This window comes from Rhizobium sp. G21 (assembly GCF_014158035.1).
Taxonomy (GTDB): Bacteria; Pseudomonadota; Alphaproteobacteria; order Rhizobiales; family Rhizobiaceae; genus Rhizobium_E.
In genome coordinates this window covers 2,237,017-2,251,371 of the sequence record NZ_JACFXW010000001.1, presented here as the reverse complement: position 1 = coordinate 2,251,371, position 14,355 = coordinate 2,237,017, and the positions used below count along the sequence as shown (strand labels likewise).

Genomic DNA, 14,355 nt, shown 5'->3' with positions numbered 1-14,355 from the left:
ATTTTCGGTCGAAAGGCACTAAAGAGCCGGCATGGACCAGATCGTTGAAAGCCCTGAAAAGAAGCCGCTCGCCAACACCCGCAAGGTGTTCGTGAAGACCTATGGCTGTCAGATGAATGTCTACGATTCCCAGCGCATGACCGATGCGCTGTCGGAGAAGGGCTATGAGCCGACCGATACGGTCGAGGACGCCGATCTCGTGCTTCTCAACACGTGCCACATCCGTGAAAAAGCGTCCGAGAAGGTCTATTCCGAACTCGGCCGTCTGCAGAAGATGAAGCGCCAGCGCGCCAAAGCCGGCGCGCCCGATCTCAAGGTCGGCGTCGCAGGCTGCGTCGCCCAGGCCGAGGGCGCCGAAATCATCCGCCGCGCCCCGGTGGTCGATCTCGTCATCGGTCCCACCACCTATCACCGTCTTCCCGATGTTCTCGACAGGGTCGACAACGGCCAGCGGGTGATCGAGACGGAATACGCCGTCGAGGACAAGTTCGAGCATCTGCCCGACATCAACAAGGAAAAGACGCTCGCCCGCGGCGTCTCCGCCTTCCTCACCGTACAGGAAGGCTGCGACAAGTTCTGCACCTTCTGCGTGGTTCCCTATACCCGCGGTTCGGAAGTGTCGCGCCCGCTTTCGCAATTGCTCGTCGAAGCCAGGCGCCTGGTCGACGCCGGCGTGCGCGAAATCACGCTGCTCGGCCAGAATGTCAACGCCTGGCATGGAGAGGGTCCCGACGGCAAGGCCTGGGGCCTGGGCGATCTGCTCTATCATCTCGCCGAGATCGACGGCATCGCCCGGCTGCGCTACACCACCTCGCATCCGCGCGACATGGATATGCGCCTGATCGAGGCGCATCGCGACCTTCCCAAGTTGATGCCCTATCTGCATCTTCCGGTGCAGGCGGGCTCCGACAAGATCCTCAAGGCGATGAATCGGCGCCACAAGGCGGAAGATTATATCCGTCTCGTCGACCAGATTCGCGCCGTCCGTCCCGATCTCGCGCTGTCGGGCGATTTCATCACAGGTTTTCCTGGGGAAACAGACGAGGATTTCGAGGACACGATCCGGCTCGTCGAGCGCGTCGGCTACGCCTCCGCTTTCTCGTTCAAATACTCCGCCCGCCCCGGCACGCCGGGCGCCGATCTGCCCGATCACGTGCCGGAAGAGGTGAAGGCCGAGCGTCTCGAGCGTTTGCAGAAGCTTCTGCTGGCGCAGCAGACCGCCTTCCAGCAGTCGCTGGTCGGCCAGACCATGGATGTGCTGATGGAGAAGCCGGGCCGTTTTCCGGGCCAGATGGTCGGCCGGTCGCCCTGGCTGCTGCCGGTGATTGTTGATGCAAACCCGGCGAAAATCGGTGACATTATCAGCGTGCGAATCACCAAGGCCGGGACCAACAGTCTCCACGCGGATCCCGCATGACAGACCGGCGCCGGCGATGAAAAGGAGCAAGGCGGTTTGACGAGACCCGAAGCGATGTCTTCCCACGAGCGCCAGCCCAAGCGACCCCGGCAGACGCCAATCACTTCGTCCTGACCTTCGAGAACAACCGCCTCGCAAGCGAGCTTTTCGGCCAGTTCGACCAGAACCTCAAACTCATCGAGGATCGGCTCCAGATCGACGCGCGCGCGCGGCAATACTGTGTCGATCACCGGCGACGTGCAGGCGACCAATATCGCCCGCCGCGCGCTGGATTATCTTTATGGCCGGCTGCAGACCGGCGGCCAGATCGAGGCCAATGACGTCGAAGGCGCGCTGCGCATGGCCCAGGCCGCCGACGACCAGCTGGTGTTTCCCGCGCTCGAGAAAAAGGCGAAGCTGACCATGAGCCAGATCTCGACCCGCAAGAAGACCATCGTCGCGCGCACGCCCACCAGGACGCCTATATGCGGGCGCTGGAGCGCTCCGAACTCGTCTTCGGCGTCGGGCCCGCCGGCACCGGCAAGACCTATCTGGCGGTGGCCCACGCCGCTCAGCTGCTGGAGCGCGGCGCCGTCGATCGCATCATCCTGTCGCGCCCGGCCGTCGAAGCCGGCGAGCGTCTGGGCTTCCTGCCCGGCGACATGAAGGAAAAGGTCGATCCCTATCTCCGGCCGCTCTATGACGCGCTCTATGACATGATGCCCGGCGATAAGGTCGAGCGGGCGATCACCGCCGGCGTCATCGAAATCGCGCCGCTCGCCTTCATGCGCGGCCGCACTCTGGCCAACGCCGCCGTCATTCTCGACGAGGCGCAGAACACGACGTCGATGCAGATGAAGATGTTCCTGACGCGTCTCGGCGACAATGCCCGGATGATCGTCACCGGCGATCCGAGCCAGATCGACCTGCCGCGCGGCATGAAATCCGGTCTCGTCGAAGCGCTGCAGATCCTGCATTCTGTCGAAGGCGTTTCCGTGGTGCGCTTCAAGGATGTCGACGTCGTGCGTCATCCGCTGGTCGCCCGCATCGTCCGCGCCTATGACGCCGAAGGCGCCGTCGACAGCGGTCGCGACAACTGATGTCCGACCGTCTCGATATCCAGCTGTCGCTCGAAGAGGGCGATTGGCAGACCGAAGAGGTTCTGGCCGCCTTTGCCCACCGCGTGCTCGAGCATGCGGCGACGCATTTGGCTGAAAAGGAGCGCCAGCCTTTTCCGAAGCAGCCTGTCGAAGTCTCGCTCGTTTTCACCGACGATGCGGCGATCCGCGAGATCAACGCGGAATGGCGCGAACAGGACAAGCCGACCAATGTCCTGTCTTTCCCGGCTTTTCCGCTTGCGCCGGGCGGCAAGCCCGGACCGATGCTGGGGGACATCATCCTCGCCGAGGAAACTTTGCGGCGCGAAGCCCTTGACCTCGGCGTTGCATTCGAGGATCATCTGACCCATCTTCTGGTGCATGGCTTCCTGCACCTGTTTGGTTATGACCATATGACGGAAGAGGAAGCGGCGGTCATGGAAGGTCTGGAGATCCGCATACTTGCGGAGCTTGGCCTTGAAAATCCCTATGGGGATGACGACCGGAACTGACAGTTGAGGCAATGAACGAATATTCTACACGGTCCAGCGAGACCGACTCCGGCGCTTCGGCGGTCAAATCCGCCGAGGACAGTTCCAACGCGCAAAAAGGCGAGAGTACCACCGCGCCCAGACAATCGTTCTGGGCAAAGGTCGCGAGAATTCTGCGCCCGCAGAATGCGCATAGTCTTCGCGAGGATCTCGCGGATGTGCTGGCTACGGAAGAGAGCGCCAGCATTGGATTTTCCCCATCGAACGCGCCATGCTCAAGAACACCCTGCGCTTCCGCGAAGTGAGGGTGGAGGACGTCATGGTGCCGCGCGCCGAAATAGAAGCGGTCGATCACAGCCGCTCCGTCGGCGATCTCATGCTGATGTTTCACGAGACCGGCCGTTCGCGCATGCCCGTCTATGCCGAAACGCTCGACGATCCCCGCGGCATGGTCCATATACGCGACCTCATGGGCTATATGATCAAGGAGGCCAAGCGCCGCCGCGCCGCGCCGAAATCCGCCGCGCAGCCGGCCGTCGAAGGCGCGCCCGCGCCGCGGACGTCCAAATCCGCCAAACCCTTCGATCTCGGCCGCATCAATACCGACGTGTCGATCGAGGACGCCGGAATCCTGCGTCCGGTCCTCTTCGTGCCGCCCTCCATGCTGGCCTCCGAACTGATGGCGAAGATGCAAGCCGAGCGCATCCAGATGGCGCTGGTCATCGACGAATATGGCGGCACCGATGGTCTGGTCTCGCTGGAAGACATCGTCGAAATGCTGGTCGGCGACATCGAAGACGAGCACGACGACGAGGAAATCCTGTTCATCCGCCAGTCGGACGACGTGTTCATCGCCGACGCGCGCATCGAACTCGAAGAGATCGCCCAGGCGATCGGCTCGGATTTCGACGTGTCGGGCCAGGTCAACGAAGTCGATACGCTGGGCGGTCTGATCTTCGCCGAACTCGGCCGCATTCCCGCGCGTGGCGAAGTGGTGCAGGCGGTGCCGGGCTTCGAGTTCCACGTGCTCGACGCCGATCCGCGCCGCATCAAGAAGGTGCGCATCACCCGCGCCGCCGTGCGCCGCCGTCCGACACGCGAAGAAGCGGATCAATCCGGCGCGGCGGACGCTGCTGAACAGCCCGCCGGCTGATCGTCAAAATAGCAGCTCGCCAAAACCGACGAGATCGCCTTCCTCCGCGAGCGGGGAGGGCAGGTTCCTTCGGCAGGAGCCGAAACGGGCAGAAGCAGCGGCCCCACACGCAGACAGGCGAGGATTTCGCCCGCCGCGACCCTACGCGGGAAGGTGGGCTCCGCGCCTCCGGGCGTCCAGAGCGTGAAGCGCCCCGCCTGCGGCGCGCTGACAGCGCCGATCAGATCTTCGGGCAGGGTGATTGTCAGATCGGTCTGTCCGTCCTGATAGGTCATCGCGCCGATGCCGCGCGCGGCCATCATCCGCATCAGCCTGCGCTCCACCTTGCGGTCGGTCATGTCTCCGACTCGATCGTGAACAGCAGCGTGCCCGGCTCGACGCCGTCGCCATCGGCGGGCATGATCTGCGTGACGACTCCGTCGCACTCCGCTTCAACGGGATTGAGCAGCTTCATCGCCTCGATGATGGCGATCTGGTCGCCGTCGCGCACCCGGTCGCCTGCCTCCACGAAAGGCTTCGCGCCGGGCGCGGGCGAGCGATAGAAGGTCCCGGCCATGCCGGCCTTGATCCGTCGCGTCCCGCTCGGCATATCCGCCGTCGACGCGGGCGCTCGAGGGGCGGCCGAAGGCTTTGGCGACGAAGCAAGCTCGGCCTCCGACGCCTGTTTCACCAGCCTTATGCGCATGCCGCCTTCGGTCACGTCGAGCTCGTTGAGATCGGAGGCTTCGAGCATCCGCATCAGCCGGTCGATCAGGTCGAAATCCATCTGGGCCTACTCCACGAAAGACTGGATTGTGACGCCGGCGCCTTCCAGCGACTGGTGAAGCGCACGCGCGATCTCGACGGCCGAGGGCGTGTCGGAATGCACGCAGATCGAATGGATCGCGGTCTTCAGCCGTTTGCCGGTCACCGTCTCGATCGCACCCGCCTCCAGCATCGAAAGAATTCGTCGCGCGATCTCGTCGGGCTCATGCAGCACCGCGCCGGGCAGGCGGCGATCGACGAGGAAGCCCTCATCGGTATAGGCGCGGTCGGCGAAGATCTCCGAGCGAAAAGCGAGACCCATTTCGTCCGCAGCCTTCTCCATTTCCCCGAGCGCGATGGTCAGGCAGATGAGACGGGAATCGACAGCCTTGATCGCCCGGCAGGCGGCGAGCGCGACGTCGCGGTTCTGCTGGCCGAGATTGCCGAGCGCTCCATGCAGCTTCACATAGCGGATCGCATGACCGGAATAGGCCGCCATCGCCTGGGCCGCGCCGATCTGATAGGCGATCAGCCGCTCCGTCTCGCCAATGGTGAAGGGGATGTTGCGGCGTCCGAAACCCCAGAGGTCGGGATAGCCGGGATGCGCGCCCACCGTCACGCCTTTGTCCTTCGCCAGCCTGAATGTGTTGGCCATCACTTCGGGATCGCCGGCATGCAGTCCGCAAGCGACATTGGCGGAGCTGACGATGTCGAGCATGGCTGCGTCGTCGCCCATCTTCCAGGCGCCGAAGCCTTCGCCCATGTCGGAATTGAGGTCCACCTTCATCGCCGTCTCCTGCCTTGCGTCTCCGCCGCCTCTTAAAGCATGCCGCCGCAGCATCGTCATCGTCCCTGCGACAAAGAATCTTCTCCGCCCCAGTAGGCAAGCTTCCTCAACTGATATATCAGATGAGGAGACACAGGAACATTCATGCTCGAGGAAAACCCGCCCCGCCTGTCCTTCGAAGGACCCGACGCGCTGTTGATCGACGGCGCGATGGGCGCCTTTTCCGACGCAGTGCAGGAGAAGATCTGGGCCCTGGCCGAAGGCCTTCGCGCCTTCCCCGGCATGATCGAGACGGTGCCGGGCATGAACAACCTGCTGCTCGTCTTCGATCCGTTTCTGACGGACGTCGACCAACTGCAGGCGGATATCCTGACAGGCTGGCGAGTTGCGGGTTCCGCAAGGCAGGGCGTGATTCGCGATGTGCCGGTCCGCTATGGCGGCGAGGACGGGCCCGATCTCGAAGACTTCGCCCGCGCCAAGGGCATGACGGCAGACGAAGTGATCGCGCGCCACACGGCGCCGCTCTATTCGGTGGCCGCCGTCGGCGCCATGCCGGGCTTCGTCTATCTCTCCGGGCTCGATCCGCAACTGGCCGCGCCGCGCCTGTCCAATCCGCGCGATGGTGTGCCGGTCGGCTCCGTCATTGTCGGCGGCGCGCAGGCGGGCATCATGCCGGTCACCGCGCCCTCCGGCTGGCATATTCTCGGCCGCACCGATCTGAGCCTGTTCGACGCGACCCGCGACAGGCCGGCTCTATTCGCCCCCGGTGATCGCCTGCGCTTCGTGCCGGAGGCGCGGTGATGATCGAAATCCTCACCTCCGGCCTGATGAACAGCGTCCAGGATCTCGGCCGTCCCCTCTATCTCGATCAGGGCGTTGGCCGCGGCGGTGCCATGGACCGGCAAGCGTTGACGGCGGCCAATCTGCTTGTTGGCAATGAGGCTGGCGCGGCAGGGCTGGAAATCGCCGTCTTCCCGTTCCGCCTGCGTTTTTCTGCGCCCTGTCTCGTGGCGATGACGGGCGCGTTCGCCAATGCTCGGCTCGGCGATCGCAGCTTTCCCGCCTGGTGGGCGCGTGAGGCTGAGGCCGGCGGCGAACTGCGCATCGACGCTCCCCTTTCGGGCGCCCGCGTCATGCTGGCTTTCTCCGGCGGCGTTAACCTGCCGCTCGTTCTCGGCTCCCGCGCCACGGATTTGAAGAGCGGCTTTGGCGGGCTTGAAGGCAGGGCGCTGAAGCGCGGCGACCGCCTCGCGCTCGGCCCCAGCCGCATCCGCGCGAAACAACCCGCCGGCCATGGCCTCGACTCAGAGCTGCTCGGCCGCGACGATCCCGCGCTGTTGCGCATCATGGCCGGCGCCGAATATGCTGATTTTGCCGACGAAGCCCTGTCAGTTCTACTCGGCTCCGACTTCGTCGTCAGTCGCCAAAGCAATCGCCAGGGCATGCGGCTGGAGGGCGAGCTCTTGACCCTTACGCGCAGGCTCGAGCTGCATTCCCACGGCATCATGCCGGGCACGGTGCAGGTGCCGCCCTCGGGACAGGCGGTGATCCAGCTCGCCGAAGCCAATACCTGTGGCGGCTATCCGAAGATCGCCCATGTCATCGGCGCCGATCACTGGAAGCTCGCCCAGGCCCGGGCCGGCGACCGGCTGCGCTTTCGCCTCGTGGACCGCGCGGAAGCGCTGGCCGCCGAACGCGCGCCGCCCGGATGTTTGAAACAAAAATCGCCCATCTCGCGCCGCTCGCGCTGAAGACCTGAGAGGGAAGCATGACCAAGAAGCCGATCATCATTCTGGGCGCCGGCATTGTCGGCGCGTCGACCGCGGTGGAGCTGGCGCTGCGCGGCGAGCCCGTGCTGCTCATCGATCGCCAGGAGCCGGGCCTCGGCGCCTCTTTCGGCAATATGGCCAGCATCGCCGTCAATGGCTTCGAGGCGGTGTCGCGGCCGGCGGTCTGGAAGAAGATCCCCGGCTGGCTCGCCGATCCCGTCGCGCCGGTGGCGGTCAATCCTGTCTACGCCTTGAAGATGCTGCCCTGGTTCCTGCGCTTCCTCGCCGCCGGCCGCCCCGACCGCATCCAGGAGATCGAGGAGGCCGGCGCCAATCTGGCGCTGCGCTCGCTCGCCGATCTCAAGACGCTGCTCGGCCGCATCGGCGCGACCGATATGCTCAGCGACACCGCCTGCCTGCAGCTGTTCGGCTCCGAGGCCGAATTCGAGGCCGGCCGCGCCAATCTCGCGCTGATGGATCACTTCGGCCTTAAATATGAAGTGCTTTCCGGCCCGCGCCTGCGCGAGGTCGAGCCGCTGCTGAACCCGGCTCTGCCCAAGGCGGTGCTGCTGCCGGACAATCATTTCGTCACCAGCCCGCACGGCCTCGTGCTGCGTCTGGTCGAGGCCATGCGCGCCCATGGCGGCGCCTTCCTCAAAGGGGAGGTTGCGAGACTGGAGCGCGACGAGCGCGGCGTCACCGCCGTCGTTCTCGCCGACGGCAAACGCATCGAGGCCGACCGGGTGCTGATCGCCATGGGCGTTCACAGCCGCGATCTCGCCAAGGCGGCGGGCGAGCCCATTCCGCTGGAGACCGAACGCGGCTATCACACCCAGATCGTGGCCCCGGGCGTCGATCTGAAATGGTCGCTGATCTGGCCGGAGCGGGCCTTCATGATCACGCCCACGGCGGGCGGCGTCCGCGTGGGCGGTTCGGTGGAAATGGCCGGGCTGGAGCGTGCGCCCAACTGGCGCCGCGCCCGTTTCCTGGTCGAGCATGCGCGCTATGCTCTGCCTGGTCTCAAGGTGGAAGAGGCGACCGAATGGATGGGGCATCGCCCGGCGCTGCCGGACACGATCCCGATCCTGTCTCCGTCCTCGACCACCCGCGGCCTTTACTATTCCACCGGCCATGGCCATTTCGGCCTGACCTATTGCGCCACTACCGCGCTCGCCATGGCCGACCTGATGACCGGCCAGACGCCGCCGATCGATCTCACGCCTTACAGCATCAACCGCTACTGACACGCGGCCCGAACAAGAGGAAAGCCCATGCGCTGGAAACGCACGATCCAACTGGTGGATGTTCATTGCGAAGGCGAAATCGGTCGCTTGGCCACCGGCGGCGTGCCGAACATTCCCGGCAAGACCATCGCCGAGCAGCTCAACTACATCAACACGGTGGATGATAGCCTGCGTCGTTTCCTGTGCCTCGAGCCCCGGCAAGGGCCGCTCGGCTCGGTCAATCTGCTCCTGCCGCCCAAGCGCGAGGGCGCCGACGCCGGCTTCATCATCCTGCAGGCCGATCAGGCGCACGCCATGTCCGGCTCCAATTCCATCTGTGTTGCCACGGCGCTGTTGGAGACCGGCATCATCGAGATGAAGGAGCCGGAAACGGTGGTCATGCTCGACACCGCCGCCGGCCTCGTCAAGGCCACCGCCACCTGCCGCGACGGCCGCTGCGAACGGGTGGAGCTGACCATGACGCCCTCTTTCGTGCTCGATCTCGATGTCGAGGTCGACACCGGGACCTGGGGCAAGGTGAAGGTCGATCTCTGCTATGGCGGCGTGTTCTACGCCATTGCCGATGCCAGCGCCGTCGGCCTGACCATCGACAAGGCCAATGCCCGCGAGCTCGTCGCCGCCGGCATGGCGCTGAAGGATCTCATCAACCGCACGATCCCCGTCGTGCATCCGGAAATCCCCGAAATCCGCGGCGTCGCCTATGTGATGTTCCGCGGCGATGAGCCCGATGGCGCGGTGCGCACCTGCACCACCATGTGGCCCGGCCGCGTCGACCGCTCGCCCTGCGGCACCGGCAGCTCCGCCAATCTCGCCACGCTGCACGCGCGCGGCAAGGCCAAGATCGGCGACACCTTCATCTCCCGCTCCACCATCGGCACCGAATTCCGCGTCGGCCTGAAAGACGTCACCACCATCGCCGGCCGCCCCGCCATCATCCCCACCATCTCCGGCCGCGCCTGGACCTTCGGCATGACCCAGGTGGCGCTCGACCCCTTCGACCCCACGGCGGAAGGATTTGCGGTCACGGATGTGTGGGGCCCGCAGGCGGGGAGATACGGTGAGGGGTATGGGGCGAATTGGGTTGCGGAGAGGTAGTTGGCTGAATTGGGGCCGACAGGAGACTGTCCGCTTCTGACGGACGAACCGCAAAAGCGGACAACGGCCTTCAGCCTGAACCCAAGGACGCCCCTCAGATTTCAGTACGCTCGGCGAGTTCTAGTGCGTCTTCAATGTCGACGCCGAGATATCGGACTGTGTTCTCAATCTTAGTATGCGCAAGCAGGATCTGGATCGCTCGAAGGTTGCCGGTGGCCTTGTAGATCATGGCAGCCTTCGTTCGCCGCAGGGAATGCGTACCGTAATCCTCCCGACGAAGTCCGATCGCTGTCACCCACTCATCGACCAGCCGGGCGTATTGCCGAGTGCTAAGATGATCAGCGTGGTCGACGCGACTGGGAAAGATATAGTCATCGACCGTTCCTCCCCTTCTCTGAAGCCAAGCGAGCAGACTAGCTCTGACCTCGGTCGTAATTTCGAACTGCACGGGTCGTCCAGTCTTTTGCTGGACGACCATCGCCCGGGTTCGAATGTCGTGCCCCGTGACGAGTGTCCCGATTTTCAGTTTTACCAGATCGCAGCCGCGGAGCTTGCTGTCTATGGCAAGATCGAAAAGCGCGCGGTCTCGTATCCTTCCTTCACGGTCCAAGAAGAAGCGGACTGCCCAGATCTGGCGCTGCTTCAGAGGCTTCTTGACACCAACTTGTTTACCCGCGTTCCAAGCCGGTCGACCCAGTGCGGCAGGATCATATTGTGAGATACCCATTTCAGTTCTCCTATGGCCAACCATTGGCCACAGAGAAAACGCGCAACTTCGAGCTAGATGACGGGGTCGGGAGCGGACGGTCTACTCCTGTCGGACGGACGGCAGAAGCGGACACATCATTTCTATCGGAGTGGCCAACACCCTGAGGCATGGCGTCGCCTTCCGCTGGACCAGCACATGGTCTGAGGCCGCCATCGCCTTTGGGGGTGATATTTTTGCCCGATGTCGCCTTGGATATCGTTTGAACAAACAAGTTCAAGCAAACCAAGTAGCGAGTTCCGCGAGCAATGATCCGTCAAAGCCGTGTGGCGCAACGAGCGAAATCCCGGCAGGCTCTCCACTCGGCAAAGGCCAAGGCATGGTGATCTGCGGACAACCGGAAAGGCCCGCGATGCAGAGCAACTCGATGGAGCGAGCCCGAAAGGAGGCAAAACGCTCCTGCGGGTCATCGCGTCGGGGTGGAACCGTTGGCAGGGTCGGCATGACGAGGACGGCGTCGTGCATGCTCTCCTCGAAGGACTGACGGAAGCCGGCGCGCTGCAAGACCGCCGCATCGTACCTATCGTTCGAAATCTCTCGTCCGGTGATCAGGCGCAGAGCGATGTCCGGTGCCAGCGTCTGGCTGGCGCGCTCAAAAAGGGTCTGGTTGGTCTGCCAAGCTTCCTTCTGCAAGATCGTGGTGAAACAGCGTGCGAGATCTGAAAGTCCGTTTGCAGACAGCGAAGGTCGTGTGACGATCGGCACCTCAAGTTTTCTGATCGTGGCCCAGAAGGCCTCGGCGATGTCCTGATCACACAGCGATACAATGTCCTCGACGACCAGGATGGTCGAAGGTGGGCGTTTATCATAGGCATCGAGGGACTGCATCACGCGCTCAAGAGTTGCAAAGTCACGGGTGAAGACGCCGGGTACATCAAAGCTCGGTGCAAGTGGACGGATGCCGGTCGAATCCAACAGGCCGAAGCTCGGGCGCCAGCCGAACAGGCCGTTTGCCGTGGCGGGCAGCCGGATGGAACCTGATGTGTCGGTCCCGAGGCCAATGTCTGCAAGCCCGGCAGCGACAGCGACCGCCGACCCGGACGAAGATCCTCCGGGTATGAGCTCAGGATGTAAGGGATTGATCGGCATCCCGAAATGCAGGTTGTTGCCGATCAGCGAATAGGCGAGTTCGTCGGTATGGGTCTTGCCGACAAAACACGCGCCAAGATCCAGCAGCCGGCGCACCAGCGGCGCCGTCTCTTCCTTAATGCCGGAGGCCGCCAGAAGAAACGGGTTTCCGGCCACTGTCGGATAGCCCTCAACATCGAACAAGTCCTTCACACCAAGCCGCAAGCCCGCCAATGGACCCGTACCGGCATTCGCAACGGGGGCCTGCGGATAGGGGAGAAATGCATTGGTGCGATGCCGCATGGATCAAATCTTCAAGTGCTGGAGCACGCGTTCGCGCGTTCCGGGGCCGTTCTGATCCTGGTCGTCGATGGCGCCAAGCTTCAGCACAGCCCAGCGGTCGGCGACGGAGAGCGCGAAATCGAGGTTCTGTTCCACCAGAATGATGGTCGCTCCGTTGTCATCACGCTCATGGGCGAGGACTTCGCCGATCTTCGAGACGACCGAGGGCTGCAAACCCTCAGAAATCTCGTCGATGAAGAGCAAGCGGGGCTTCAGCATCAATGCGCGCGAAAGGATCAGCATCTTCTGTTCGCCACCGGACAGCGTTCCGGCCTTTTGCTGCATCCTCTCCTTCAGAAAGGGGAAGTAGTCGAAGACACGCTCAAACGCGGGCTTGAGCTCCCGGTCGGTCTTAAGCGCAAGTCGCAGGTTGTCACGGATCGAAAGATCCTGAAACAACGGCTGCTCCTGCGGCGCATAGCCGATCCCGGCTGCGATCAGTTCGGCAGTGCTTCGCCCGGTTATCAGCTTGCCGTCGACGCTCACTTCGCCGTCGGTCGGTTTAATCAAACCCAGGATCGACTTCAGAAGCGTCGTCTTTCCCATCCCGTTCTTGCCCATCAGGGCGAAGATCTCACCTGATTTTACGGAGAGCGTTACACCGTTGACGATGCTGACGGTTCCGTAGCCGCTGCACAGGTCCAAGAGTTCGAGTTTGACGGTCTCACGCATGGGCGCCTCCCGAGTAGATGGTACGCACGGTCTCCGACTGCACGACGTCTTCGACCGTGCCATCGAGAACCAGCTTGCCCTGGTGCAGAACCACAATCCGGCTCGAAATTTCGCGGACGAAGTCGAGGTCGTGTTCGACGAGGATTGCAGCGAAGCCGAGGTCCGCAGTCAGGTGTTTGAGGACTGCACCGATGGTCATGCGTTCGGCCTTGCTGAGGCCGGCCGTCGGTTCATCCAGCAGAATGAGCCGCGGTTCCAAGGCCACGACCATGGCCAGCTCCAGAGCCTGGCGCTGTCCGTGAGACAGGAGAGACACTGGCCGGTCTGCCATGTCGGTCAACCCGGTCAGACGCAGGATCTCGATCGCGGCGGCGGGAAGGTCGATTGCGTCAGGGCTTTGCGTCAAGGAAGGCCTCTCGTGGCGCATACGTACCATACGCAGGCACTCGGCCACGGTCATGCTGTCGAAAATGCTTGCCACCTGAAACTTGCGGCCCACACCGAGCGCTACGACGTCCTGCGGCGGCAGGCCGGCAATATCCCGGCCGGCAATTTCGACATGACCTTCGATCTTCTCCGTTCCATCGGACAGGCATCGCATCAACGTCGTCTTGCCGGCGCCGTTGGGTCCCACCACGCTGACAAGTTCGCCTGGACGAATGGTAAAGTCGATGCCCTTCAGCACGGAGAGTGCGCCGAACGATTTGCCAAGCCCCGCGACTGAAACAACTGGCACACTTGAGGCCATCGTATCCACACGGGTTGCTGAAGGAAGGGCATCAAGACGATGCTTGCGGCTATCTCGTCCGAAACGCTCTGTCACCAGAGATGCCAGGCCACCCGGCAAGAGGATGATCATCACCACGAACACACCCCCGACGACGAGTTGCCACAGGAATGGCAGCTCGCCGGACAGATTGGCACTCAGATAATCGACACCAATCGCGCCCAGCAGGGGGCCGAAGATCGTGCCGCGACCACCCAGAGCCGTCCAGACGACCAGTTCTGTGCCGAACACAAAACCACTGTTTTCAGGGGCCACGACACCGGAAGCATTGGCGAAGAGAAAGCCTGCCAGCCCCGCCACACCAGCGAGCACCGCCATCAGGGCGATCTTGATCCGGGCCGGGCTGATCCCGAGATAGGCGACACGCGTCTCGTTGTCGCGGATGGCAACCAGCAGACGACCGGCATCCGATCGCACGAAGACGAAGGCGACGACGGCAAGCACGAGCAGACAGCCCCCGTCAGCCGGAAGAAGCCCACAAGCCCGAGTGGCAGTGTCTGATAACCGACCATACCGCTCGACGAGCCGGTCCATACGCCGCCGGAATAGATGAGTTGGGTAATGACGATCGGCACCACAAGGGAGATCACGGTCGCATAAAGGGGAGTCGAACCGTGATAGAAGGACAGCCAGCCGACGGCCAGCCCCAGCAGGAGCGGAACGAGAACGGCGGCAAGGAGCGCCAACACAAAGAGGGAGGGGCTCGCGCCGATATGGGTGAGCACCATGGCGGTGGCATAGGCCCCCACACCGAAGAAGGCAGCCTGACCGAATGTGAGAATACCGGTGTACCCCCAGAGCAGATCGACGGTGATAGCGAGCATTGCGTAGATCATCGACCGTGTCAGCACGTTGAGGCTGAAGCGATCAAGGACCATAGGGCCGAAGATGACGAGCAACACTGCGCAAAGCGCGAGGGCTGCCATCAGGGCCAGCCGGAGTTT

12 protein-coding genes and 3 pseudogenes are annotated in these 14,355 nt (G+C 63.3%); 8 read left to right on the top strand and 7 right to left on the bottom strand.

Translation table 11 applies throughout. From position 1 onward, the window contains the following. Nucleotides 1-31 precede the first annotated feature (31 nt). The 4 genes and pseudogenes from miaB (at nt 32) to H2O14_RS11445 (ending at nt 4,137) form a co-directional block, all read left to right on the top strand. The gene (miaB, locus tag H2O14_RS11460; protein WP_182827754.1) at nt 32-1,417 is read left to right on the top strand and encodes a tRNA (N6-isopentenyl adenosine(37)-C2)-methylthiotransferase MiaB; all 1,386 of its coding nucleotides are present in this window, start codon (nt 32-34) and stop codon (nt 1,415-1,417) included. A 110-nt stretch (nt 1,418-1,527) separates the two neighbouring features. Then, nucleotides 1,528-2,496: pseudogene (locus H2O14_RS11455) on the top strand (PhoH family protein). After that, a complete protein-coding gene (gene ybeY, locus H2O14_RS11450; RefSeq protein WP_182827753.1) occupies nt 2,496-3,005 on the top strand; it encodes an rRNA maturation RNase YbeY in 510 nt (169 codons plus the stop codon). Before H2O14_RS11455 ends, ybeY begins: the two are co-directional and overlap by 1 nt. Nucleotides 3,006-3,016: 11 nt before the next feature. Then, a pseudogene (locus H2O14_RS11445) lies at nt 3,017-4,137 on the top strand (hemolysin family protein). On the opposite strand, the gene H2O14_RS11440 reads toward H2O14_RS11445, so the two are convergent. From H2O14_RS11440 to H2O14_RS11430, 3 genes are read right to left on the bottom strand one after another with little or no spacing between them, the layout of a single operon-like run. Then, nucleotides 4,095-4,475 carry a hypothetical protein gene (locus H2O14_RS11440; RefSeq protein WP_182827752.1) on the bottom strand — a complete coding sequence of 127 codons (381 nt, stop codon included), beginning with the start codon at nt 4,473-4,475 and terminating at the stop codon, nt 4,095-4,097. The pseudogene H2O14_RS11445 and the gene H2O14_RS11440 sit on opposite strands and share 43 nt — an antisense overlap. Then, entirely contained in the window at nt 4,472-4,903 is a 432-nt protein-coding gene (locus tag H2O14_RS11435) for an acetyl-CoA carboxylase biotin carboxyl carrier protein (RefSeq protein ID WP_182827751.1), read from the bottom strand. Before H2O14_RS11435 ends, H2O14_RS11440 begins: the two co-directional genes overlap by 4 nt. Before the next feature lie 6 nt (nt 4,904-4,909). After that, nucleotides 4,910-5,668: a LamB/YcsF family protein gene (locus H2O14_RS11430; protein WP_210275442.1), complete on the bottom strand. Its 759-nt coding sequence runs from the start codon at nt 5,666-5,668 to the stop codon at nt 4,910-4,912. Between the two features lie 144 nt (nt 5,669-5,812). Between H2O14_RS11430 and pxpB the strand changes: the two genes are divergently transcribed. From pxpB to H2O14_RS11410, 4 genes are read left to right on the top strand one after another with little or no spacing between them, the layout of a single operon-like run. After that, nucleotides 5,813-6,469 (top strand): 5-oxoprolinase subunit PxpB, encoded by a 657-nt coding sequence (pxpB, locus tag H2O14_RS11425; protein ID WP_182827749.1) that lies wholly within the window; start codon nt 5,813-5,815, stop codon nt 6,467-6,469. Then, a complete protein-coding gene (locus H2O14_RS11420; protein ID WP_182827748.1) occupies nt 6,469-7,419 on the top strand; it encodes a biotin-dependent carboxyltransferase family protein in 951 nt (316 codons plus the stop codon). The genes pxpB and H2O14_RS11420 overlap by 1 nt, the downstream gene beginning before the upstream one ends. A gap of 17 nt (nt 7,420-7,436) precedes the next feature. Next, the gene (locus H2O14_RS11415) at nt 7,437-8,681 is read left to right on the top strand and encodes an NAD(P)/FAD-dependent oxidoreductase (protein WP_182827747.1); all 1,245 of its coding nucleotides are present in this window, start codon (nt 7,437-7,439) and stop codon (nt 8,679-8,681) included. A gap of 27 nt (nt 8,682-8,708) precedes the next feature. Next, nucleotides 8,709-9,776: a proline racemase family protein gene (locus H2O14_RS11410; protein WP_182827746.1), complete on the top strand. Its 1,068-nt coding sequence runs from the start codon at nt 8,709-8,711 to the stop codon at nt 9,774-9,776. 94 nt (nt 9,777-9,870) lie between these two features. Here the strand turns inward: H2O14_RS11410 and H2O14_RS11405 are convergent, their stop codons facing one another. The 4 genes and pseudogenes from H2O14_RS11405 to H2O14_RS11390 all read right to left on the bottom strand — a co-directional run bounded on the left by H2O14_RS11405 (nt 9,871) and on the right by H2O14_RS11390 (nt 14,337). Continuing rightward, on the bottom strand, nt 9,871-10,503 hold the full coding sequence (locus H2O14_RS11405; RefSeq protein WP_182827745.1) for a tyrosine-type recombinase/integrase: 633 nt from the start codon (nt 10,501-10,503) through the stop codon (nt 9,871-9,873). A gap of 255 nt (nt 10,504-10,758) precedes the next feature. Next, a complete protein-coding gene (locus tag H2O14_RS11400) occupies nt 10,759-11,913 on the bottom strand; it encodes an amidase (RefSeq protein ID WP_182827744.1) in 1,155 nt (384 codons plus the stop codon). Between the two features lie 3 nt (nt 11,914-11,916). Beyond that, nucleotides 11,917-12,624, bottom strand: coding sequence for an ABC transporter ATP-binding protein (locus tag H2O14_RS11395; RefSeq protein ID WP_182827743.1), 708 nt, complete (start codon nt 12,622-12,624; stop codon nt 11,917-11,919). Next, nucleotides 12,617-14,337, bottom strand: a pseudogene (locus H2O14_RS11390) (ABC transporter permease subunit). Before H2O14_RS11390 ends, H2O14_RS11395 begins: the two are co-directional and overlap by 8 nt. Nucleotides 14,338-14,355 lie beyond the last annotated feature (18 nt).